The organism is Azospirillum melinis (assembly GCF_013340935.1).
GTDB lineage: Bacteria > Pseudomonadota > Alphaproteobacteria > Azospirillales > Azospirillaceae > Azospirillum > Azospirillum melinis.
The window spans coordinates 1-23,559 of sequence record NZ_WHOS01000050.1; the positions used below are offsets into that span (position 1 = coordinate 1).

Annotated in this window: 21 protein-coding genes; 6 read left to right on the plus strand and 15 right to left on the minus strand. The window is 68.2% G+C overall.

The features are described from left to right. Positions 1–280: 280 nt before the first annotated feature. The 7 genes from GBZ48_RS27015 to GBZ48_RS27045 form a co-directional block, all read right to left on the minus strand. On the minus strand, positions 281–1,255 hold the full coding sequence (locus GBZ48_RS27015) for a carbohydrate kinase family protein (protein ID WP_174473857.1): 975 nt from the start codon (positions 1,253–1,255) through the stop codon (positions 281–283). A 14-nt stretch (positions 1,256–1,269) separates the two neighbouring features. After that, entirely contained in the window at positions 1,270–2,745 is a 1,476-nt protein-coding gene (locus tag GBZ48_RS27020) for a mannitol dehydrogenase family protein (RefSeq protein ID WP_174473858.1), read from the minus strand. A 200-nt stretch (positions 2,746–2,945) separates the two neighbouring features. Further along, entirely contained in the window at positions 2,946–3,719 is a 774-nt protein-coding gene (locus GBZ48_RS27025; RefSeq protein WP_174473859.1) for an L-iditol 2-dehydrogenase, read from the minus strand. Between the two features lie 26 nt (positions 3,720–3,745). Then, positions 3,746–4,774, minus strand: coding sequence for an ABC transporter ATP-binding protein (locus GBZ48_RS27030; RefSeq protein ID WP_174473860.1), 1,029 nt, complete (start codon positions 4,772–4,774; stop codon positions 3,746–3,748). 13 nt (positions 4,775–4,787) lie between these two features. Continuing rightward, positions 4,788–5,618: a carbohydrate ABC transporter permease gene (locus GBZ48_RS27035; protein WP_174473861.1), complete on the minus strand. Its 831-nt coding sequence runs from the start codon at positions 5,616–5,618 to the stop codon at positions 4,788–4,790. Between the two features lie 2 nt (positions 5,619–5,620). Further along, on the minus strand, positions 5,621–6,493 hold the full coding sequence (locus GBZ48_RS27040) for a carbohydrate ABC transporter permease (RefSeq protein WP_174473862.1): 873 nt from the start codon (positions 6,491–6,493) through the stop codon (positions 5,621–5,623). A gap of 128 nt (positions 6,494–6,621) precedes the next feature. After that, complete coding sequence (locus tag GBZ48_RS27045) at positions 6,622–7,932, minus strand: ABC transporter substrate-binding protein (protein WP_174473863.1); 1,311 nt, start codon at positions 7,930–7,932, stop codon at positions 6,622–6,624. A 450-nt stretch (positions 7,933–8,382) separates the two neighbouring features. Between GBZ48_RS27045 and GBZ48_RS27050 the strand changes: the two genes are divergently transcribed. Further along, a complete protein-coding gene (locus GBZ48_RS27050) occupies positions 8,383–9,588 on the plus strand; it encodes an ROK family transcriptional regulator (protein WP_246307491.1) in 1,206 nt (401 codons plus the stop codon). A gap of 9 nt (positions 9,589–9,597) precedes the next feature. Here the strand turns inward: GBZ48_RS27050 and GBZ48_RS27055 are convergent, their stop codons facing one another. Both GBZ48_RS27055 and ccoG read right to left on the minus strand, forming a co-directional pair. Next, positions 9,598–11,094 carry an aminotransferase-like domain-containing protein gene (locus tag GBZ48_RS27055; RefSeq protein ID WP_174473865.1) on the minus strand — a complete coding sequence of 499 codons (1,497 nt, stop codon included), beginning with the start codon at positions 11,092–11,094 and terminating at the stop codon, positions 9,598–9,600. A gap of 131 nt (positions 11,095–11,225) precedes the next feature. After that, positions 11,226–12,707 (minus strand): cytochrome c oxidase accessory protein CcoG, encoded by a 1,482-nt coding sequence (gene ccoG / locus GBZ48_RS27060; RefSeq protein WP_174473866.1) that lies wholly within the window; start codon positions 12,705–12,707, stop codon positions 11,226–11,228. 360 nt (positions 12,708–13,067) lie between these two features. Between ccoG and GBZ48_RS27065 the strand changes: the two genes are divergently transcribed. From GBZ48_RS27065 to GBZ48_RS27080, 4 genes are all read left to right on the plus strand, one after another. After that, positions 13,068–13,400, plus strand: a complete 333-nt coding sequence (locus GBZ48_RS27065; RefSeq protein WP_174473867.1) for a DUF1289 domain-containing protein — start codon at positions 13,068–13,070, stop codon at positions 13,398–13,400. Positions 13,401–13,489: 89 nt separating this feature from the next. After that, positions 13,490–15,433 (plus strand): TOL_0244 family TonB-dependent receptor, encoded by a 1,944-nt coding sequence (locus GBZ48_RS27070; protein WP_174473868.1) that lies wholly within the window; start codon positions 13,490–13,492, stop codon positions 15,431–15,433. Between the two features lie 2 nt (positions 15,434–15,435). After that, positions 15,436–15,966 (plus strand): YfiR family protein, encoded by a 531-nt coding sequence (locus GBZ48_RS27075; RefSeq protein WP_174473869.1) that lies wholly within the window; start codon positions 15,436–15,438, stop codon positions 15,964–15,966. Between the two features lie 19 nt (positions 15,967–15,985). Then, positions 15,986–17,737: an ATP-binding protein gene (locus GBZ48_RS27080; RefSeq protein ID WP_343049689.1), complete on the plus strand. Its 1,752-nt coding sequence runs from the start codon at positions 15,986–15,988 to the stop codon at positions 17,735–17,737. Here GBZ48_RS27080 and GBZ48_RS27085 read toward each other — a convergent pair. From GBZ48_RS27085 to GBZ48_RS27110, 6 genes are all read right to left on the minus strand, one after another. Then, positions 17,724–18,533, minus strand: coding sequence for an alpha/beta fold hydrolase (locus tag GBZ48_RS27085; protein WP_246307492.1), 810 nt, complete (start codon positions 18,531–18,533; stop codon positions 17,724–17,726). The two genes, GBZ48_RS27080 and GBZ48_RS27085, sit on opposite strands and share 14 nt — an antisense overlap. 64 nt (positions 18,534–18,597) lie before the next feature. Then, positions 18,598–19,287 (minus strand): ABC transporter permease, encoded by a 690-nt coding sequence (locus GBZ48_RS27090; RefSeq protein WP_174473870.1) that lies wholly within the window; start codon positions 19,285–19,287, stop codon positions 18,598–18,600. 2 nt (positions 19,288–19,289) lie between these two features. Continuing rightward, positions 19,290–20,006: an ABC transporter permease gene (locus GBZ48_RS27095; protein WP_174473871.1), complete on the minus strand. Its 717-nt coding sequence runs from the start codon at positions 20,004–20,006 to the stop codon at positions 19,290–19,292. Positions 20,007–20,011: 5 nt separating this feature from the next. Then, a complete protein-coding gene (locus GBZ48_RS27100; protein ID WP_174473872.1) occupies positions 20,012–20,851 on the minus strand; it encodes a transporter substrate-binding domain-containing protein in 840 nt (279 codons plus the stop codon). A 161-nt stretch (positions 20,852–21,012) separates the two neighbouring features. Continuing rightward, positions 21,013–21,870 (minus strand): ABC transporter ATP-binding protein, encoded by an 858-nt coding sequence (locus tag GBZ48_RS27105; protein ID WP_174473873.1) that lies wholly within the window; start codon positions 21,868–21,870, stop codon positions 21,013–21,015. Between the two features lie 152 nt (positions 21,871–22,022). Beyond that, positions 22,023–22,466 (minus strand): Lrp/AsnC family transcriptional regulator, encoded by a 444-nt coding sequence (locus tag GBZ48_RS27110; protein ID WP_098736358.1) that lies wholly within the window; start codon positions 22,464–22,466, stop codon positions 22,023–22,025. A gap of 139 nt (positions 22,467–22,605) precedes the next feature. Between GBZ48_RS27110 and rocF the strand changes: the two genes are divergently transcribed. Beyond that, positions 22,606–23,556 (plus strand): arginase, encoded by a 951-nt coding sequence (gene rocF / locus GBZ48_RS27115; protein ID WP_174473874.1) that lies wholly within the window; start codon positions 22,606–22,608, stop codon positions 23,554–23,556. Positions 23,557–23,559 lie beyond the last annotated feature (3 nt).

Sequence of the window (23,559 nt, forward strand, 5' to 3'; positions counted from 1 at the left end):
CTCGCCAGCTTCAAGCCGTCGAACCAGCGAAACCTTGAACTCCAAACTTCGCTTCTCTCCCATCGGTCCTCTCCATCAGAGAACCGGAACACTTTAACACTGTCTCAGTTTCAGGGGGCACTCCAGTGGTGTTGAGTGTTTCATTTGGCCAAATGGAAACGCCCTCTCCCATTGCGGGAAAGGGCGTTCGATACAGGTGCGGATGAGGGAAACGGTGACCGGGAAATCCTAGCCCCTGGCCGGGGTGCGGACCACTGAAAGCTTCAAAATCCGCCCGGCTTCAGCGGGCCAGCAGCCGGTTGACCGCGGCGCGGTCGGGCAGGGAGGGGATGGCGCCGGGGGCGGTGGTGGTCAGCGCCCCGGCAGCGTTGGCGAACCGGCAAACCTCGTGCAGCCGGTCCGGGGTGAAGGCGGTCGCGGCATCTTCGAGAATGCCGGCCAGGAGTGCAGCGACGAAGGCGTCGCCGGCCCCGGTGGTGTCGACGGTGGTGACGGTCATTCCCGGCACATGGGCGGACGCATCGGCGGTCAGGAAGGTGCAGCCGTTCCGGCCATGCGTCACCACCAGCAGGCGCAGGCCCTCATGCCACAGGCTGCGGCCGGCGGTGTCCGGATCGGCGCTGCCGGTCAGGAATTCCAGCTCCTCGTCGCTCAGCTTGACGATGGAGGCGGCGGCGATGCCCTGGCGGATCAGGCGTTCTGCCGTGTCGCGGTCGGGCCACAGGGCGAGGCGCAGGTTGGCGTCGAAGGACACCAACCGGCCATGGCGGCGCGCCGTCTCCACCGCCAGCAGGCTCGCTTGGCGGGCGGCCGGGTCGATCAGGCCGATGGAGCCGGAGTGCAGCAGGCGGGCCGACGCGACGGCATCGAGATCGAGGTCGGTGGAGGAGAAGCCGGCCATCGGCTCGCCATAGAACAGGAATTCCCGATCCCCGTCCTCGTCGAGGGAGACGAAGGCGACGGGTGTCCTGGCGTCAGACACGCGGCGCAGGTGGGACACATCGACCCCGGCATCCGTCAACGCCCGCGCCAGGAAGCGGCCGAAGCCGTCCGCCGCGGTACGGCCCATGAAGGCGCTGCGTACCCCCAGCCGGGCCAGACCGACCGCGACATTGGCCGGCGCCCCGCCCGGCGCCGGATCGAAGGCGCCGATCACCCCCGGTTGCGCCGGGCCGGCGGGCATGAAGTCGATCAGCACCTCTCCCAGGCACAGCACGTCGATGGGCTGCGATGCGGTGGGCGGCATAGCGGTCATGGCGGGCAAGTCCTTCAGTTGGATCCGCCGGCATAGCGGGTGAGCACGGCGCGGGTGCCGTCCGTCCACAGGGCGCGCAGGGCGGCGGAGAAGGCGTCGCGGAAGATTTGCGACTTGCCGACCTCGCCGTAGATGTCCTCCTGGTCGAGCCAGACGGTCGGTTCGGTGCGGGCCTTGGCGGCGACCTGGGTCAGGCGGTCCCAGTTGGGGTCGTTCGGCTCGATCGGCTGGCCGTCGTCGGTTGTCCCGAAGCAGTAGCGGCACCACAGCGCCGATTCCAGGGCCAGCCCCTCGATGCCGGCGCCGGCCTTCAGGCGGTCGGCGATGGACGGGACGATGAATTTCGGCTGGCGGTTGGAGCCGTCGAGGCAGAGCCGGCGGATGGTGTCCTTGATCTTGGGGTTGGCGAAGCGGCGCTCGATGATCCCGAAATAGGAGTGCAGGTCGGTGCCGGGCACCGGCGGCACGGTCGGGATGATCTCCTCCCGCTCGACCTTTTGCAGGAAGCCGCGGATCAGCGGGGTTTCCATCGCCTCATGGGCGTAGGTGATGCCGAGCAGGCCGGCCGGATAGGCGATCACCGCATGGCCGCCGTTCAGAATGCGGATCTTCATCGTCTCGAAGGGCGTCACGTCGGGGACGAACTGCACGCCCACCGCCTCCAGCGCCGGGCGGCCGGCGGAGAAGCGGTCCTCCAGCACCCACTGGGTGAAGTCCTCGCAGAAGACCGGCCAGTTGTCGGCGATGCCGAAATCGCGGTCGAGGGTCTCGCGCTCCTGCACGCCGGTGGCGGGCGTGATGCGGTCGACCATGCCGTTGGGGAAGGCAACGGAGTTTTCGATCCAGGCGGCGAGGTCGGCGTCGATCTCCCTGGCGATGCCCAGCACGGCGTTGCGGGTGACGACACCGTTGTGAGGGATGTTGTCGCAGGACATGACGGTGAAGGGCACCGTGCCGTCGCTGCGGCGGCGGGCCAGACCGGCGACGATCAGGCCGAAGACGGTGGTGGGACGGGAGGGCACGGCGATGTCGGCGCGGATCGCGGGATGGCCGGCGTCGAACCTGCCGGCGGCGTCGATGTAATAGCCGCCCTCCGTCACCGTCAGCGAGACGATGCGGATGGCCGGGTCGGCCAGCTTGGCGATAATGGCGTCGCTGTCGCCGACCGGCAGCATGCCGACCATGGCGCCGGTGACGCGGGCGAGGCTTTGCGCGCCGGATTGTTCGACGACGGTGGTCAGCCAGTCCTGGCCTTCCAGCGCGTCGCGCATGCGCTGGTCCGACGGCATCACGCCAGCGCCGAGGATCGCCCAGTCATGGTCGCGGCCCTGGGCGAACAGGCTGTCGAGATAGACCGCCTGATGGGCGCGGTGGAAGTTGCCGATGCCGAAATGCAGGATCCCGGCGGTCAGGGCGGACCGGTCGTAAACCGGCACCGATGCCCGCGCGGCGATGTTCGGGAGGGTGGCGGCGGAAAGGGCGATGGTCATGATGGGGGGTCCTGCGGAAGTCGGCGGAGGGAGATGTGTTGCCCTCTCCCGTCCCGGGAGAGGGAGGGGACCCGCGCCGTCAGGCGTGGGGAGGGTGAGGGGTGGAGCAAGAATCAGAGATCCATGTCCGGATTGCCCCTCACCCTTCCCATGCTTTGCATGGGCCCCTTCCCTCTCCCGGGGCGGGAGAGGGAGGTTCTTCAACTCATCCAGTTGCCGCCGTCGACGTTGTAGGTTTGGGCGACGATGTAGTCGGCCTCCCGGCTCGCCAGGAAGATTGCCATTCCGGTCAGATCCTCCGCCCGGCCCATGCGGCCGAAGGGGACCGCCTCGCCGACCATGCGCTTCTTCTCGCCGGGCTGGAGACCCTCATGCCGGGCGAACAGGGCGTCGACGCCATCCCAATGCTCGCCGTCGACCACGCCGGGGGCGATGGCGTTGACGTTGATGCTATGCTTGATGAGATCGAGGCCGGCCGACTGGGTCAGGCTGATGACGGCCGCCTTGGTGGCGCAATAGACGCCGACCAGCGCTTCGCCGCGCCGTCCGGCCTGGGACGCCATGTTGATGATCTTGCCGCCGCGGCCCTGCGCGATCATCTGCTTCGCCACCGCTTGCAGCGTGAACAGCGTGCCTGCGACGTTGATCGAGAACAGGCGGTCGTAGCTGTCGCGGGTGATCTCGACGATGGGGGCGAGGTCGAACAGGGCGGCGTTGTTGATCAGGATGTCGATGCCGCCCGTCCGTTCCACCACCGTGGCGATGGCGGCGTCGATCGAGGACTGGCTGGTGACGTCGAGCGCCACCGCATAGGCGCCAGGCCCGATCTCCGCCGCCGCCTTCTCCGCCGCGGCGAGGTTGATGTCGGCGATGGCGACGGTTGCACCCTCCGCGACATAGGCGGCGGCGAAGGCGCGGCCGATGCCGCGCGCGGCGCCGGTGACGATGGCCGATTTGCCGTCGAGACGCTTCATGGGACTGCTCATCGCAATGGACCCTTTCATGCCACTTTCATGCCCGGCGCCGCCGCGGACTGCGCATTGCCCTGGGCGTCGAAGCGGTGGAGCTTTTCGGTTTGCGGTGTCAGCCAGACGCGGTCGCCGTGACGCACCGGGAACTCGCCGCCGGCCCGCGCCACCAGCGTGCCAATGCCCTCCACCTGCACATAGACGAAGGTGTCGGAGCCCAGATGCTCGGACACGGTGACGGTGCCGGCCCAACGGCCGCTTTCGGTCGAGAGCGTGAGATGCTCGGGACGGATGCCGATGCAGTCGGCGCCGTCGCCGCGGGCTGACTCGCCCTCGATGAAGTTCATGCGGGGGGAGCCGATGAAGCCGGCGACGAAGCGGTTGCGCGGGCGCCCGTAAAGCTCGATGGGAGATCCCACCTGCTCGATCCGGCCGGCGTTCAGCACCACGATCTTGTCGGCCATCGTCATGGCCTCCACCTGATCGTGGGTCACATAGATCATGGTGGTGCCGAGGCTGGCGTGCAGCTCGGAGATCTCCAGCCGCATGTTGACGCGGAGTGCGGCGTCCAGGTTCGACAGCGGCTCGTCGAACAGGAAGGCGGTCGGTTCGCGGACGATGGCGCGGCCGATGGCGACGCGCTGGCGCTGGCCGCCGGAGAGCTGGCCGGGGCGGCGGTCGAGATAGTTGGTGAGGTTCAGCACCTTGGCCGCCGCCTCCACCTTGCGGTCGATGGCGGCCTTGTCGAGCCGGGCCATCTTCAGCGGGAAGGCGATGTTGTTGCGCACGGTCATGTGCGGATAGAGCGCGTAGGACTGGAACACCATCGCCAGTCCGCGCTGGGCGGGCGGCAGGGCGGTGGCGTCCTTGCCGTCGATGCGGATGGTGCCGGACGACACATCCTCCAGGCCGGCGATCAGGCGCAGCAGCGTGGACTTGCCGCAGCCGGACGGGCCGACGAACACCACGAACTCACCGTTGCCGATGGAGAGATCCAGCGGCGGGATGACGTCGATATCGCCGAAGCTTTTGGTGACTCGGTCGAGCGTGATCTGACCCATAGCGGGTTCCCCCCTACTTAACGGCGCCGAAGGTCAGGCCGCGCACAAGCTGTTTCTGGCTGAACCAGCCGAGAACCAGGATCGGCGCGACCGCCATGGTCGAGGCGGCCGACAGTTTCGCGTAGAACAACCCTTCCGGGCTGGAGTAGCTGGCGATGAAGGCGGTCAGCGGCGCCGACTGCGAGGCGGACAGGTTCAGCGTCCAGAAGGCCTCGTTCCACGCCAGGATGATGTTCAGCAGCAGGGTGGAGGCGATGCCCGGCACCGCCATCGGCAGGAGGACGAACAGGATTTCGTCGCGCAGGCCGGCGCCGTCCATCCGCGACGCCTCCAGGATCTCGCCCGGAATTTCACGGAAGTAGGTGAACAGCATCCAGACGATGATCGGCAGGTTGATCAGCGTCAGCACGATGACCAGGCCGACGCGGCTGTCGAGCAGCCCGAAATCGCGGAACAGCAGATAGATCGGGATCAGCACGCCGACCGGCGGCAGCATCTTGGTCGACAGCATCCACATCAGCACGTCGCGGGTGCGCTTGCCGGGGACGAAGGCCATCGACCAGGCGGCGGGGACGGCGACCAGCAGGCCGAGCAGCGTGGACCCCACCGAAATGACGACCGAGTTCCAGAAATGGAGGAAGTAGTCGGAGCGCTGCTGGACCTCGCTGTAGTTCTCCAGCGTCCAGTGGAAGGCGAGGAAGGTCGGCGGGGTCGCCACCGCCTCGGCCTCGGTCTTGAAGCTGGTGAGGGCGGTCCACAGGATCGGGAAGAAGATCACGATCCCGACGGTCCAGGCGATCAGGGTCACGACCAGCTTGTGGCGGTTGGTTGCGGCGCGCGCCATGGTCAGATGTCCAGGTTGCGGCCGATCATCCTCATCAGGAAGACGGCGACGATGTTGGCGAGGACGACGGCGACGATGCCGCCCGCGGAGCCGCCGCCGACATCGAACTGCAGCAGCGACTGGGCATAGACGAGATAGGTGATGTTGGTGGTGGCGGTGCCGGGGCCGCCATTGGTCGTCACCAGGATCTCGGCGAAGACCGACAGCAGGAAGATGGTCTGGATCAGCGTCACCACCGTCATCGCGCGCGCCAGATGGGGCAGGATGATGTGGATGAAGCGGTCGACCGCACCGGCGCCGTCCATCTCCGCCGCCTCCAGCCTTTCACGGTCGAGCGACTGCAGCGCGGTCAGCAGGATCAGGGTGGCGAAGGGCAGCCACTGCCACGTCACGATCATGATGATCGAGGACAGCGGCGCCTCGGCCAGGAAATCGAAGGGCTGGAGGCCCAGCCCCTTGGCGATGGCGGCGAACAGTCCGTTCACCGGGTTCATCAGCATGTTCTTCCACACCAGCGCCGAGACGGTGGGCATGACGAAGAAGGGCGCGATGACCAGAAGGCGGACGATGCCCCGCCCCCAGAAGGGCTGGTCAAGCAGCAGGGCCAGCCCGATCCCGCCGGCGATGGTCAGCACCAGCACCCCGCCGACCAGGGCCAGCGTGTTGCCGAGTGCGGCGAAGAAGGCCGGATCGGTGAGGAAATACTGGTAGTTCATCGTGCCGATGAACTCCTCCGTCCCCGGCATCAGCAGGTTGTAGCGCAGGAAGGAGAAGTAGAGCGTCATCACGAGCGGGATCAGCATCCAGCCGAGCAGCAGGATGACGGCCGGAGACATCGTCAGGCGCGCGGCGGCACGCGAGTGGGCGGTGGCCATGGCTCGACCCTTGGGTAACGGCGTTGTGGAGCGCGGCCTTCTGCCGCCGTCGTCCCGGCGAAGGCTGAGACGGCGGCGGACAGAGGTTCTGCCGTGATCTGACAGGACGGAAGGTCAGGCGTGACCGCTTACTTGATGTAGCCGGCCTTGGTCATCTCGCGGGTGGCGAGAGTCTGGGCGGTCTGCAAAGCCTGGTCGGCGGTCGTCTGACCGGCGAGCGCGGCGGAGAAAGCCTGACCCACAGCCGTGCCGATGCCCTGGAACTCGGGGATGGCGACGAACTGCACGCCGGTGTAGGGGACCGGCTGCACCGTCGGGTGCTGGGGATCGGCGGCCTGGATCGACTTCAGCGTCAGGTCGGCGAAGGGGGCCGTCTTGCGGTATTCCGGATTGGCGTAGAGCGAGCTGCGGGTGCCCGGCGGCACGTTGGCCCAGCCCTCTTCCTTGGCGACGAGGTCGAGGTAGTCCTTGGAGGTCGCCCAGGAGATGAAGGCCTGCGCGGCGTCGCCCTTCTTGCTGCTGGCGGGGATCGCGAGGTTCCAGGCCCACAGCCAGTTGGAGCGCTTGCCGAGCCCGGTGTCGGGGGCCAGGGCGTAGCCGACCTTGTCCGCCACCTTGCTCTGCGCCGGGTTGGAGACGAAGGAGGCGGCGACGGTGGCGTCGATCCACATCGCGCATTTGCCGGACTGGAACAGCGCCAGATTCTCGTTGAAGCCGTTGGAGGAGGCGCCCGGCGGGCCGGCGTCCTTCATCAGCCCGAGATATGTGGTCAGCGTCTGCTTCCACGGGTCGGTGTTGAACTGCGGCTTCCATTGCATGTCGAACCAGCTGGCGCCGAAGGAGTTCGCCATGGCGCTCAGGAAGGCCATGTTCTCGCCCCAGCCGGCCTTGCCGCGCAGGCAGATGCCGTAGACCTCGGCCTTCTTGTCGGTCAGCTTGCGCGCTGCGTCGGAGACGAAGGCCCAGGTCGGCGCCTCCGGCATGGTCAGGCCGGCCTTCTCGAACAGGTCCTTGCGGTACATGACCATCGAGCTTTCGCCGTAGAAGGGCGCGGCATAGAGCGTGCCGTCGGTGGTCAGGCCGCTGCGGATCGAGGGCAGCAGATCCTCGACGTCGTAGTTGGCGCCGAGCTTGGTCAGCGGCATCAGCCACTTCTGCTTGGTCCAGATCGGAACCTCGTAGGTGCCGATGGTCAGGATGTCGTACTGGCCGCCCTTGGCGGCGATGTCGGTGGTGACGCGCTGGCGCAGCACATTCTCTTCCAGCGTCACCCAGTTCAGCGTGATGTCGGGATGCGCCTTGGTGAAATGCTCCGACAGCTTCTGCATGCGGATCATGTCGCCGTTGTTCACCGTGGCGATGGACAGCGTTTCCGCCTGGGCGGAGCTGCCGAGAAACGCGGCGACGGCCGCGCCGATCAAGGAAAGCGCACGCTTCATTCCTGTTTTCCTCCCCAAAATCCTGTCCGGCCGCGCCCTGGCTTTCGTCCCGCCGGCCCTTTGCGACTGGTCGCCCGACACCCGGATGCGATTGAGGCATTCGGTTTGTAGGGCACACCAACACTATGGCGCAGGCGGAGCGGAGCTGCAATAGATAAATCACATTGATTTTGATATTCGGGGGCGTATGGCTCGGCCATCTGCGTGCGCGCGCGGAGAGGTGGCTCGGACAGCGGGGTTGATGGCGCAGCAGAGTTAGGGATTAAGCCGGATTTTCCGCCAGCCTTGCTCCCTTGGGGTGCCGCTTGCTACGGTGGCGAAGTTCCAAAGTTGATCGATCCAACGGCCATAACCATGGCCGAGTCGGACTAAATAAATCACTTTGATTTTGTTATGATTGGTTGCTATACGGACTATTGTCGAGGTCAAGGGCGGGGAGGCGGCGGAAGGATGCGGGGCGGCGATACCACCGGGCTGCGCGCCTACAACGAGCGGCTGGTCATGCATGCGCTGTTGCAGGCCGGGATGCTGTCCAAGGCGGAAATCGCGCGGGAGACCGGTCTCAGCGGTCAGGCGGCGTCGGTGATCGTCAACCGGCTGCTGGAGGACGGGCTGCTGGTCAAGCTGGACAAGGTGCGCGGGCAGGTCGGGCAGCCGTCCACCCCGATCGCGCCGAATCCGGACGGCGCCTATGCGCTGGGGGTGAAGATCGGCCGGCGCAGCGTCGAGGCCATCCTGATCAACCTGCTGGGGGAGGAGCTGGGGGCGAGCCGCGTGCGCTACGACGCGCCGCTGCCGGAGCCGACGATCTCCACCGCAATCGCCCAGGCGGTCGGATTGCTGGCGCATCTGTCGCCGGCGGCGCGCGGGCGGGTGGTCGGGCTGGGGGTCGCCATGCCGGATGAAATCCATGCCTGGTCGGCGGAGCTTGGCCTGGCGCCGGGGGCGCTGGACGGCTGGCGCGATACCGACATCGCCGGCGCCTTCGCGCGCGAGACCGGGCTGCCGGTGACGCTCTACAACGATGCCGCGGCGGCCTGCGCGGCCGAGATGATCGCCGGCCACGCCATTGTCAGCCGCAGCGCGCTCTACATCTATCTGGGCACCTTCATCGGCGGCGGGGTGGTGATCGACGGCCGGCTCTATCGCGGAGAGCAGGGCAATGCCGGGGCCATCGGCTCGATGCCGACCCGCCCGGCCGGGCCGGGCACGCCGCCGGGCCAACTCATCCATGCCGCCTCGATCTTCCTGCTGGAGCGCGAACTGGAGGCCGCCGGCATCGACCCGACCGCGGCGCTTTCGGCGGCACTGGCCGACGGCAGCGGCGAGCGGGCGGACGCCATCTTCGATTCCTGGGCCGAGGCGGCGTGTGCCGAGCTGTCGCGCGCGGTCGTGTCGGCGCTCAGCGTCATCGATTTTCAGGAGGTGGTGGTCGACGGCTTCCTGCCGCCCTCCTGGCGCGACCGCTTCACCCAGAGGCTGACGGCGGCGGTGGAGCGCTTCAACCGGTCGGGGCTGAAGTCCGCTCCGGTGATGGCGGGATCCATCGGCCCGATGGCCCGCGTGCTGGGGGCGGCAATGCTGCCGCTGAAGGCGCGTTTCTCGCCGGATACCGACCTGCTGGTCCGGTCGGGCATGGCGCGGGATCTGGTCTGAAGGCTCAATTCAGATCACGATGCCGGCCAGGGCGGGACTCTGGTCGAGAGCATCGGCGAGAACCTCCAGCATGCGGCGGCAGTCGGCGCGGGTCACCGGTGCGCCGAGGCAGATGCGCAGGGCTTCGGGCACCGCGCCTGCGGTCAGGAAGGTGTCGCTGACCGCGGCGGCGATGCCGTGGCTGCGCAGATGGGCTGCGAACTCCCCACGGGTCCAGGCCGGCGGCAGGGTCAGCCACAGATGGAACCCCTCGGGGTGGGCGGTCTGCGTGGCGGGCGGAAGCAGGTCGCGGGCGATGCGCTGGCGGGCCGACGCCTCGGCACGGATGGCGGTCAGCAGCGCATCGGCGGTGCCGTCGGCGATCCATTGAGTGGCGACGGCGGCCGGGACCGGCGGCGTGCCGAGGATGGTGGCGCGCTGGGCGGCGGCCAGCCGCATGGCCTGACGGGCGTCGGGGGCGGCGACATAGGTGACGCGCAGGCCGGGCGCCACGCATTTGGCGAGGCCGACGACGTGGAAGGTCACGTCGGGCGCCAATGCTGCGATGGGCGGCGGGGCGTCCTGCGGCAGCACGCCGTAGATGTCGTCCTCGATGATCGGGAAGCCATGCTGGCGGGCGATGGCCGCGATGGCGGCGCGGCGGCCGGCCGGAAGGGTCGCCGTCGTCGGGTTGTGCAGGGTGGGGGTGCAGTAGAGCGCCTTCGGGGAGTGGGCCTGCACCGCGGCGCGCAGGGCGTCGGGGTCGAGGCCGTCCTTGTCCATCGCCACCCCGACCACCCGCAGGCCGAGCTGCCGGGCGATGGCCTTGAAGCCGGGATAGGTCAGCTCCTCCGTACAGACGGTATCGCCGGGGCTGGTCAGCATGCACAGCAGGGCCAGGAGGGCGCTCTGCGTGCCGGGGCAAACGACGATGCGGCTGTGATTGCCGAGCGGGGACTCGTCCAGATCGGGCAGGCGCTTGGCGAGCCAGCGGGCTCCGGCGGCGCAATCCTCCTCCACAGCGCGGAAGCCGGCGCCGGCCTCCGGATAGCGCAGCAGCGTTTGCGGGTCGAGCCGCAGCATCGCCTGCGACAGGCTGCGGCGCACCCGGTCCAGCAGATCCGGCGCGTCGGGCAGCGGCGGCTGGTTCATGGTCATGTCGATGACCGCCGACGGTGCTGCGGCCTCGCGGCGGGGCCGGGCGGTCTCGGGCAGCGGGCGGTCCGGCGCGACGTCCTGTGCGCTGACGAAGGTGCCCTGGCCGACGCGGGCATCGAGCAGGCCGCGGCGGCGGGCCTCGCTGTAGGCGCGGCTGACCGTGGTCAGGTCCACGCCCAGCCGGTCGGCGAGCAGCCGCTGCGGCGGCAGCCGCTGCCCGGCGGCCAGCCGGCCGGCGGCGATGTCGTCGGCCAGTGCATCGGCGATGGCGAGATAGACCGGCTTGGCGCGGTTGGTCAGATCGGGCTGCCAGACGGCGGTGTCCGACGGGTCGGCCGGGCCGGTGTGTTCCGGGGTGTCGGATTGCATGGATGTCCTGGCCGTTCCCTTGCCTGATTGCGGCGGCACCGTCGGCATCATATGCGCGTTCCGATCATGGTGCTGCAAGCGTCCAGTGCCCCTCTCCCCGACGGGAGAGGGGCAGTCCTCCGGGGGGAGGATCACGGTGCCAGGAAGACGCTGTTGTGCCGGGCCGGCTGGCCGGCGCCGCTGTCGGGCGTCAGGACGACGGTCACCGGGGTGGAGGAGTCCGGCAGGGCGGAATGCGGCACGCGGACCTGGATGCGGTAGGTTTCCACCGCGTTGGCGCGGGCGGACAGCGACAATTCGCCGGCCTCGGTGCCCTCGCCGGACAGGCTGAGGCTCGCCTGCGGAAGGCCGGACAGGCTGAGGCGGTAGTGGCGGTCCGTCAACGACATGTTGGCGATCTTGATGGTGTAGGCGTTCTGGATGCGGCCGTCGGTGAGCGTGACGAACAGCGGTGCCCGGTCGCGCAGGACGGAGACGTCGTTGCTGGACTTCATCGCCAGCGCGATTGCCATCACACCGCCGACCACGACCAGCATCAGGCCATAGACGATGGTGCGCGGCCGGATCAGCCGGTAGCGGGCCGGCGGGGTGCCGGCCGCCTTCGCCGCCTGTGCCGTCAGGGTGTCGAAGCGGATCAGGTCGCCGGGCCGGCCGATGCGCGCCATCACGTCGTTGCAGGCGTCGACGCACAGGCCGCAGCCGATGCATTCCATCTGGATGCCGTCGCGGATGTCGATGCCGGTCGGGCAGACATGGACGCACTGGCCGCAGTCGATGCAGTCGCCGAACCCCTTGTGGGTGCGGGTGTCCCAGCCCTCGCTCTTGCGCAGGGGCGCACGCCCTTCGCCGCGCCAGTCCTGATAGGTGACGACCTGGCTTTCCTCGTCCAGCATGGCGGCCTGGATGCGCGGCCAGGGGCAGACATAGAAGCACATCTGTTCGCGCATGAAGCCGGCCATGGCATAGGTGCAGGCGGCGATGAACAGGACGGAGCCGGCGGCGAGCGCCGGGGCGTCTAAGCGCAGCAGATCGGCCGCCAGGGACGGCGCGTCGGTCAGGTAGGCGATGCCGAGGAAGCCGGTGACCAGGGAGATCGCCAGCCATCCCGCGTGCTTGACCGTCTTCTTCGCCAGCCAGCCGGCGGTCCAGGGATGCTTGTCCAGCCGGATGCGGTCGCCGCGGTCGCCTTCCACCCGCCGTTCGACCCAGACGAACAGGTCGGTCCACACCGTCTGCGGGCAGGTGAAGCCGCACCAGACACGTCCGCCCAGCGCCGTCGCCAGGAACAGGCCGATGGACGCGATGATCATCACGCCGGTGATGTAATAGACATGCTGCGGCCACAGCTGCAGGGCGAAGATGTAGAAGCGCTGGCTGCCCAGATCGAACAGCACCGCCTGATCGGGCAGCCCCAGCCCGCGGTCCCAGCGCAGCCAGGGCAGGATGGCGAACAGCGCCAGCAGGACCACGCCCAGCCATGTCTTCAGCCGCCGGTACCGCCCGCGCACCGCCTTGGGATGGATCTTGCGGTGGGAGGCGTAGGCCGATGGCGGGTCTGGAGTGTCCGCCGCATGGTCGGGGCGGCGGGTGATGATGGGCGCATCGCTGGGCATGGATCACCTGGCACGAAGAAGCCGTCCGGGCGCCTGTCCACGCTCTATGGCGTATGGAGAAGCGCCCATCGGGCGATGAGGTTTGTATGGATCGCTTGTACGGATTCGGCAAGGTGATTGTAGGGTGAATTTGGTGCTTTATGTCCTCGTGCGGCGGTGTGTCGCATCTTTGTATGGATTTCTTATCGAAGGATCCATGCATTCGGAACGATTTGTGGAAGCGCTTCCGGGCTGCAGGCATGCCAGCCTTCCGCCGGCTGCCATTGTCGGACGGAAATAGCGGCGCACATTGTCGTCGACCCGAGACGAGACTGCGGCAGGTCCCCCTTGAGCGGAAAGCAGAGCGACAGGACAGGGAAAATGGACAGCGGGAACCCGTGCATCGGCCTCTGCCGCTTCGGCGGCGACGGCAACTGCCTGGGCTGCCACCGCACCAAGGCGGAGGTGAAGGGGTGGAAACGGCTGAGCGATGCAGCCAAGGCGGCGATCAATGCCAGGATCGGGTCCAACTCCCGGCAAGGCATCGAAGCCGGACCGGTCGAGGGAAAGGCGCGGCACAAGCGGTTGCGCAAGCTCGACAGGAAGATCGGCAAGCTGGAGGCGAAACTCGCCCTGCTGCGGGCGGAGCGTGACCGGGTGGGCGGGGTCCGGCTTTCCGGCAGCCATGGTCAGACGCCCGAAAGCTCTAGGTAGAGTTCTGCCGTTCCGCCTAGCGAGGTACCACGCTCAAGACTGCTATAAAGCTCGTTCATGCAGACACTGAATAGAGCAACCAAGCGTCGATGCCATGGCCAGCCCTCCATCGTGAAAGCCGGTGCGAGAGAACCGGGGGAACCGGTGGTCCCGCCCGCAGGCTGGGCGCCCTCCTGACGCTGTCTCTGGTTCTGATCCCGCATGCGGCGCCGGCCCAGACGGTCGAGGATCTGTCGACCCTGTCCATCGAGGAGCTGGGGACGATCAAGGTCACCTCCATTTCCAAGCGGCCGGAGCCGCTGAGCGACGCGGCGGCGGCGGTCTATGTCATCACGGCGGAGGACATCCGGCGGTCCGGCGCCACCAGCCTGCCCGAAGCGCTGCGGCTGGCGCCTAATCTGGAGGTGGCCCGGCTGAACACCGCCGGCTACACCGTCAGCGCGCGCGGCTTCAACTCGCCGGAGGCCGCCAACAAGCTTCAGGTGATGGTCGACGGCCGCAGCGTTTATTCGCCGGTCGCCTCCACCGTTTTCTGGGAAGCGATCAACGTCCCGCTGTCGGAGATCGAGCGGATCGAGGTGGTCAGCGGCCCCGGCGGCACGCTGTGGGGCGCCAATGCGGTCAACGGTGTCGTCAACGTCATCACCCGGCCCGCCGCGGACAGCCAGGGCGGTTTCGCCGAAATCGGCGCCGGCTCCGGCGAGCGGAACGGTACCCTGCGCTACGGCGTCAAGGCCGCGGATGGCGGACTGGCGTTGCGCGGCTATCTGACCGGCTTCGACCGGCGCAGCAGCTTCGCAGCGGTGCCGGGCGACGTGACCACCGACGCCTTCGACGGCTCGCAGGCCGGCTTCCGGCTGGATGGCACCGCGGCGGGCGGCGCGGCCTCCTACACCCTGCAAGGCGATCTCTTCCACAACCATACGGAGTGGCTCGACACCTCGCTGCATGGCGGGAACCTGCTCGGGCGTTGGACGCACAGGCTGGGCGACGGGTCGTCGGTGCAGCTGCAGGCCTATTACGACCAGCAGGTTCGCGATTATGCGGTCGCGACCGACCGGTTGGAGACCTTCGACGTTCAGGCCCAGCACAATGTGGCGCTGGGCAGCCGGCACCAGCTGGTCTGGGGCGCGCAGTACCGCGTGTGGCAGTCGGCCTTCCGCTCGCGGGTGTCCCTCGGCTTCCCGGAGGATGACGCGACGATCTCGCTGGGAAGCCTGTTCGCCCAGGACGAGGTGACGCTGACGCCGAAGCTGAAGCTGACGGTCGGGATGAAGGCGGAATACAACAGCTATTCCGGCTTCGACATCCTGCCCAACCTGCGGCTCGCCTGGCGGCTGTCGGACGACCACATGCTGTGGACGGCGGTCAGCCGGTCGGTGCGCACGCCGTCGCGCGTCGACCGCGAACTGTCGGGGGCTGGCATCCTGGCGCCCTCGCCCGATTTCCAGTCGGAGCGGCTGGTGGCCTATGAGGTCGGCTATCGCGGCCGGCCCGTGGCGAACAGCCGGGTGGCGCTGTCGGCCTTCTACAATGTCTATGACGACCTGCGCACCACCAGCCTGACCGACGGCGGCCTGCCGATCATGCTGCGCAACGATATGGAGGGAAACACATACGGCATCGAAGGCTGGGGCAGCTATGGCTTGACCAGCTGGTGGACCCTGCATGCCGGAGGCAACTGGCTGCACAAGAACCTGCGGCTGAAGCCGGGGGCGAACGACCTGTCCAACTTCCAGGCCGCCGGCCAGGATCCGGCCTATCAGCTTCAGTTGCGCTCGCAGATGAACCTGACGCCGGAGGTGGAATTCGACGCCACCCTGCGCCGGGTCGGCCGGGTCGCGGTGTCGAACGTCCCGGCCTATACCGAGGCCGACCTGCATCTGGGCTGGCATGTCACCCCGGCGCTGGAGCTGTCGCTGTTCGGCCAGAATCTGCTGCATGCCCGGCATCTGGAGGCCTACGACCCGTCCAACACCACGCCGCGCGCCATCGGACGGAGCGTCTATGCGCGCATGCGGGTGGGGTTTTGAGCATGGAGGAGCGGCCGCTGCGCTGGTGCAGTCCGCTGGCGCTGAGCCTGCTTCTGGTGCTGGCGGGCGGGCCGGCGACGGGCGCATCGGCCGAGCCGCTGGAGGCGGCGGTGAAGGCAACCTTTCTCTACAAGTTCATCGCCTTCGTCGCCTGGCCGCCGGGGGCCTTCGCCGCGGCGGACAGCCCGTTCCGCCTCTGCGTGGAAGGGCCGGACCCGTTCGGCGACTTGCTGGACCGGGCTGTCGCCGGACAGAGGGCCGGCGGACGGCCGATCGAGCTGATGCGCCGGCAGCAGTTCGAAAAAGGGTCGGGCTGCCATCTGCTGTATGGGACGATGCCGATGGACCGGCTGCGCGGCGAGCCTGTTCTGACGGTCAGCGATGCCGATGTGCCGGGCGGATCGGCCGCCGGCGCGGTTATCACCTTCGTGTTGCAGGAGGACCGGGTCCGTTTCGTCATCGACGCGGCGGCAGCCCAGGGCAACCGGCTGGCGATCAGCTCCAAGCTGATGAGTCTGTCGGTGCGGCCATGAGGAAGCAGGAGAGCGGAACGTGACCGATCTGGCCGGATTCTGGCGCCACACGCCGCGCCTGACCGCGCTGGCGGTGATTGTCCTGCTGGTTGCCGGCGGGCTGATGGCGCTGGCCAGCGAAAACGCCTATCGCGACGAGCGGGCGGGCGACGTGGAGGTGCAGACGCGGATCCTGGCGGCGACCGTCACCGCGGCGTTGAGCTTCAACGACCGGGCCTCCGCCAGCGAGTATCTTGCGGCGCTGTCCGCCAGCCCGGAGTTCGAGGCGGCCGGCGTCTATGACGGCAGCGGGGCGCTGTTCGCCAGCTACACCGCCGGCGGGATGGCGCCGATGCAGCAAACCGCCGAGCCGCCGGGGCATCATTTCGACGGCGACCATCTGACGGTGACCGTCATGGTCATGCAGGATGGACGCGCCATCGGCAGCGTGTCGCTGCGCACGCAGATGGAACCCTTCGCCCGCCGGGCCGAACGCTATGTCGGCATGGCGCTTCTGCTGGCGATGACCTTGCTGATCGTGCTGGTGCTTGGCGCGGCGCAGGCGGCGCTGACGAGGGCGAACCACGATCTGGCGGAACGGGCGCGCGACCTGTCCGCCGCCAACAGGGCGCTGAACGCCGAGATCGCCGAACGCGAGAAGGTCGAGGCCGCCCTGCGCCAGAGCCAGAAGATGGAGGCGATGGGCCAGCTGACCGGCGGCATCGCCCATGATTTCAACAACCTGCTCCAGGCGTTGGCCAGCTGCCTTCAGCTGGTCGGGCGGCGGGCGAAGGAGCCGTCGATCCAGCCGCTGCTGGAAACCGGACAGCAGGCCATCGACCGCGGCGCCAAGCTGGTGCAGCAGCTGATGGCCTTTGCCCGCCGCCAGACCTTGCGGCCGGAGCCGATGGATGTCCGCGACCGGCTGCTGGGCATGGCCGACCTGCTGACCCGCGCCATCCGCGCCGACATCACGCTGGAGACGCAGGTGGAGCCGGGGCTGTGGCCGGTGGAGGTCGATCCGACCCAGTTCGAACTGGCGATCCTGAACCTCGCCGTCAATGCGCGCGATGCCATGCCCGAAGGCGGGCGGCTGCGCGTTACCGCCCGCAACCGGCCGGCTGACGGTGCCAGCGGCGATCTGGTGCAGGTGACGGTCAGCGACACCGGCACCGGGATGGAGCCGGAGGTAAAGGCCCGCGTCTTCGAACCCTTCTTCACCACCAAGGAGGTCGGCAAGGGCTCCGGCCTCGGGCTGGCGCAGGTGTATGGCTTCACCCGCCAGTCGTCGGGCCGGGTGGAGATCGACAGCGCGCCCGGCCAGGGCACCGCCGTCTCGCTGTTCCTGCCGCGGACGGTCAAGCCGGTGGCCGCACCCGCGAAGGAGCGGGCGCTGGACACCGCGCGCGGGGCCGGCCGGCGCCTGCTGCTGGTGGAGGACGACCCCATCGTCGGCAGCATGGTGGCGGCAGCGCTCGACGAGATGGGCTATGCCGTTCTGCGCGCCGGCAATGCCGAGGAGGCGCTGGGGCTGCTGAACGACCGGGCCCTGCGGATCGACATCCTGTTCAGCGACGTGGTGATGCCGGGGGCGATGAACGGCATCGATCTGGCCCACACCGCCCGGCGCCTGCGGCCCGGCCTGCCGGTGGTGCTGACCACCGGCTACAGCGAGGACATCGCCCGGATCGACGGGGTGCGGGTGCTGCCGAAGCCCTACCGGGTTGGGGAGCTTGCGGAGCTGCTGGAGGCGGCGCTGGCGGCGGACGGGGCGGGCGTCAGGGTTCGCTGAGGAGTTCGCTGAGGAAAGACCGGATCGCCTCCACCACCTCCTCTTCGCATTCGCGGTGCGGGACGTGGCCGGTGTCGGGCAGGAGGCGGACGGTCCCGCGGCCGGCGGCGATGCGGGCGGGGTGCTGGGCCGAGCCATACTCGTCGCGGTCGCCATGCAGGGCCAGAACCGGGCAGCGGACCTCCGCCAGGGCGGCGTCCAGGGTCCAGTCGGCGAAGGCCGGGGACAGCCAGCTTTCGGTCCAGGCATCGACCGTCCAGCGCGCCTTGTCGCCCTGGTATCTCGCCAGGTGGGCCAAATGGGCTGGATCCTGGAAGCCCTGCCTGGCCTCGCGGATGCCGTCCAGCGTGCGCTCCTCGACGAAGGCCTGTGCTGCGATGGTCACCAGCGCGCGGCAGCGGGAGGGGAAGCGCGCCGCCGTTTCCACCGCCATGCCGCCGCCGACGCTGTGGCCGCAGACGACAAAATCGCCGATGCCGAACCTGTCGAGCAGGAGGGGGACGGTGTCCCGCGCCTCCGCGGCGACGAAATCGCGGGGCAGGGTGCCGGGGTGGGGATCGGAGCGGCCGAAGCCCAGCCGGTCATAGGCGATGACCCGCCTTGCGGTCGCGGCGGCAAGGCGGGCCGGGAAGCTGCGCCAGAGATCGACGCAGCCGAGCGAATCGTGGAACAGCAGGATCGGCGGCAGCCCGCCGGCCCGGGCGGGCGTCCAATCCTTCACGTAGAGACGGCCGAGATCGGCCGGAATCAGGCGGTCCTGGTCGCTGACGGCGCTGGTCATGTCGTCCGGGGTCATGTCGTCCGGTTGCTGTTGCTGTTGCAGTCGGGGCCGGACGGCAGGATAGCATGAATGCCGCGCGTCAGGCCCGCGCCCGCAGATAGGGAGTCGTGCGCCATTCCGCGTGCTTGATCAGGCGGGTGGCGACGAAGTTGATCAGCAGGTAGAGGATGCCGGCGACGATGAAGATCTCGAAGACCGCGAAGGTCTGGGCGATCATCCGCCGCGCGACGCCGGTGATCTCCATCATCGTGATGGTGCTGGCGAGCGAGCTGGCCTTCACCATCAAAATCACCTCGTTGCCGTAGGCCGGCAACATCTGGCGGATCGCCACCGGCAGGACGATGCGGCGGAACAGCCGCACCCGCGACATGCCGCAGGCCCGTGCCGCTTCCACCTGCTCCTGCGGCACCGTCTCGATGGCGCCGCGCAGGATCTCCGAGGTGTAGGCGCCGGTGTTGAGCGCCAGCGCCAGGATGGCGCACCACATCGGCTGGCTGAGGACGGGCCAGAGGAAACTGTCGCGGATGAGGTCGATCTGGCTGAGGCCGTAATAGATCAGGAAGATCTGCACCAGCAGCGGCGTGCCGCGGAAAACGAAGGTGTAGGCCGAGGTCAGGGCCACCGCCACCCGGTTGCCGGACAGGCGCAGGAGCGCGGTGGCGAAGGCCAGAACGGCCCCGAAGGCGAGCGCCAGCGCCACCAGCTGCAAGGTCAGGGGCAGGGCCGCCAGAAGGCGCGGCAGGCTGTCCCACATCAAGGTCCAGTTCATCGTCAGGCCCTCCGCACGCCGCGGCTGGCATAGCGCTCGGCCTGCTGGAACGCCGTCGTCGAGACGGTGGTCAGCGCGAGGTACAGCAGTGCGGCGACGCTGTAGAACAGGAAGGATTGCCGGGTGGAGCCGGCGGCGGTGTGGGCGACGCGCATGATCTCGGCCAGGGCGGTGACGGAGATGAGCGCGGTGTCCTTCAGCGTCAGCTGCCAGACATTGCCCAGGCCGGGCAGGGCGAAGCGCAGGGTCTGCGGCACCAGAACCCGGCGCAGGATGCGCCAGCGGCCCATGCCGCAGGCCCGCGCCGCCTCGATCTGGCCGTAGGGCACCGATTTGACGGCGCCGCGGATGACCTCGGTCGAATAGGCGCCGGAGATCAGGCCGACGGCGGCGACGCCGATGGAAAAGGCGTTCAGCTCGATGAGGCCGCCATAGCCGAAGATTCCGGCCACCGCCATGATCATGCCCGAACCGCCGAAGAACAGCAGGTAGATCACCAGCAGTTCGGGCACGCCGCGCACGGCGGTGGTGTAAAGCTCCGCCAGACCCCTCAACACCAGGCTGTCGCTGAGCTTGGCGGCGGCGCCGGCGGCCCCGAAGGCGAGACCCAGCAGGAAGGACGACAGTGCGACCGCGATGGTCATCGCCGTCCCGGACAGGAGCTGCGGCCCCCAGCCGTGCAGCCCGGAGGTGAGCCCGGAGTCGAGGAGGTCCAGCATCGGGATCACCGCACCGAAACGTCGTAGCCGAAATGCTTCTGGCTCAGGGTCGCGATGGTGCCGTCCTTGTTGGCATCGGCGATGGCCTTGTCGAGACGGCCCTTCAGCTCCGCATCGGCCTTGCGCAGGCCGACGCCCATGCCCTCGCCCAGCACGCCGCGCGTCATCGCCGGGCCGAACAGCGTCATCGTGTCGTTGCCGGCGGCGCGCATCAGCGCCTCGACCGGCGAGCGGTCGCCGAAGATGGCGTCGACGCGGCCGGCGGCCAGATCGATGGCGGCGTTGTCGATCTTGTCGTAATTGCGCACGGTCACGTCCGGCAGATACTTCTCGAGGAAATCGACCTGGATGGTCGATGTCTGGACGCCTATCGTCTTGCCCTTCAGCAGCTCCGCCAGCTTGGCGACCGCCGGCTTGGCAGCGGCCTCGTCGGCAAGGTCGACGCGCTCGGCGCCGACGCCGGCACCGGCCAGCTTGGAGGATTTCAGGGTGGCGAAGGTGGATTGCTCGGTGCCGTAGGGGCCGGCGAAGGCGATGACCTTCTTGCGCTCGTCAGTGATGGTCATGCCGGCCATGATGGCGTCGATCTTGCCCTGCTGCAGCGACGGGATCATGCCGTCCCAATCCATCGCCACCAGCTCGCAGTCGGCTTCGATGCGCTTGCACAGGTCCCAGGCGAGGTCGATTTCGAAGCCGACCAGCTTGCCTGACGAATCCATGCCGTTCCACGGCGCGAAGGCGCCTTCGGACGCGATGCGGATCTTCTTTGCATCCTTCGCCACCGCCGGAACGGCGCTGCCGGCGGCCAGGGCGCCCAGCACCAGGGCCAAAAGGATCTTCTTCATTGGTTGGTATCCTGTGTTCGTTTGTCCGCTCGGGTCCGGCTCTTGCGATCCGTACCGGCGGCGGAACGGCGGACTTTGGCACAGGCGTCCGTCGGCCGTCATCGTCGCGAAAGCCGGGATGCCTGCGCTTGTGTGGCGCACCCCCCTTTTGGGCGGCAGACTCAGGCGGCGGAGAGATGGCGGGACAGGAACTGGCGCACGCGGTCGGACTCCGGATTGGTCAGCACCCTGTCGGGTGCTCCTTCCTCCTCGATCCGGCCCTGGTGGAGGAAGACGACCTTCGACGAGACCTCGCGGGCGAAGTCCATCTCGTGCGTCACCAGGATCATGGTGCGACCTTCGTCCGCGAGCTGTCGGATCACGCGCAGCACCTCGCCGACCAGTTCGGGGTCGAGCGCCGAGGTCGGCTCGTCGAACAGCATCACCTTGGGCTGCATGGCAAGGGCGCGGGCGATGGCGGCGCGCTGCTGCTGCCCGCCCGACAGCTGGACCGGGTAGCAGTCGGCCTTGCCCAGGATGCCGACCTTGTCGAGCAGGCTGCGCGCGAGGTCGATGGCCTCGCCCTTCGGCACGCCCAGGACATGGACCGGCGCCTCGATCACATTCTCCAGGATGGTCATGTGGCTCCAGAGGTTGAAGTTCTGGAACACCATGCCGAGGCTGGTGCGGATGCGGTCGACCTGACGGGAATTGGCCGGCAGGGTCCGTCCGCGCGCCGTCTTCATCGCGATGGTCTCACCGCAGATGGTGACGCGCCCTTCGTCGGGCACTTCCAGCATGTTGATGCAGCGCAACAACGTGCTCTTGCCCGAGCCGGACGAGCCGATCAACGTGATGACGTCGCCCTCGCGGGCGGTCAGCGACACGCCCTTCAGCACCTCCAGCTTTCCGAACCGCTTGTGCAGCCCGTCCGCCTGGACGGCGACCGCGGCGGCGGGGTTGGAGGGAGGGTGGCGGTGGGCCGGCCCGTCCTGTTCGACGCTGGCGAGAGGATCGATGGCGATGCGATGCTGGTCCATGCGGCGTCCCGATTTCGTTGGGGACACGGAGCATCAGCGAAGCAGCTGGCGGCTGGAAGATGAAAAAGTGACAGAAGAATCGGGCGAACTTGCCAGAATGAAAGCCATGGCTGCCCAAATTGGCAACTCCATGGCGGTAATTCCGGGTTGGCCTACAGCCGGGCGCGGGTGCTGCGCGGGGTGTTCAGCAGCAGGTTGGTCTCGCTGGTGGTGATGCCGGGGATCAGGCGGATGCGGCGCAGCACGCCGTCGAATTCCGGCAGGCTGCCGGCCGACAATTCCACGATCAGATCCCAGCGCCCGTTGGTGCTGTGGATTTCCATGATTTCGGGGAAGCCGCTGAGCGTGCGGACGACCCGGTCCGTCGCCTGCCCCTCGACCTCGATCAGCATGATGCCGCGCACCGGCGCCTCCACCGTGTCGGCACGCAGGATCACGGTGTAGCCGGTGATGATGCCGGAGCTTTCCAACCGCTCCATCCGCGAGCGCACCGTCGCCCGCGAGACGCCGAGTTCGATGGCGAGGTCGGAAATGCTGCGGCGGCCGTCATGGCGCAGCAGGGTGATGAGCTTCTCATCGAGCTGGTCGAGCGTCATGGTCGTAGGCCTCCCGACATTCTGGCAAGCTTGGCTGTTCAGTTTGGTAGGCAGATTGGCGACATTTGTCAAATTGCCCTGTCCGTTCCGCCGGACGCCTGTGGTTTGCTGGTGAGAGGAACAGGCAAGAGACCAAACAATGTCCTACCACAAGACCAAAACGAAGCAGTGCCGGCTGGTCGGCGTGCCGGTGCAGGATGGGGCGGGCCGGCTTGGCTGCGAAATGGGACCCAGCGCCTACCGCACCGCCGGCATCGCCAAGGCGCTGTCGGAGCTGGGCCACAGTGTGACCGACCTGGGCAACGTGGCGCCGCGGCCGCAACGGCCGATGGCGCACGGCAATGCCGCGCTGAAATTCCTGCCGGAGGTGGCGGGCTGGACCGCGGCACTCACCCAGGTCGCGTACGAGGCGAGCGCCGGTCAGGACGCCATGCCGATCTTCATGGGCGGCGACCACAGCCTTGCCGCCGGCACCCTGACCGGGCTGGCGCAGCGCGCCGCCGAGATGCGGCGCCCGCTGTTCGTGCTGTGGCTCGACGCCCATCCGGATTTCCACACGCTGGAGACGACGGAGAGCGGCAATCTGCATGGCGTGCCGATGGCCTACGCCACCGGGCTAGCCGGCTTCGACGGCTATTTCCCGCCGCCACCCGCCCGGCTCGACCCGCACAATGTCTGCATGATGGGCATCCGCAGCGTCGATCCGGCCGAACGGCGGGCGCTGGAGACCTCGGGCATCACCATCCACGACATGCGCAAGATCGACGAGCACGGCATCGTCGCCCTGCTGCGCCCGTTCCTGGAGCGGGTGGTGGAGGCGGACGGGCTGCTGCATGTCAGCCTGGACGTGGACTTCCTCGATCCCGGCATCGCGCCCGGCGTCGGCACCACGGTCCCCGGCGGCGCCACCTTCCGCGAAGCCCATCTGATCATGGAGATGCTGCACGACACCGGTCTGGTCAGCAGCGTCGATCTGGTCGAGCTGAACCCCTTCCTGGACGAGCGCGGCCGCACTGCGACCCTGATGGTGGAACTGCTGGCCAGCCTGATGGGGCGCCGCGTTCTCGACTACCCCACCCGCAGCTTCTGAGCG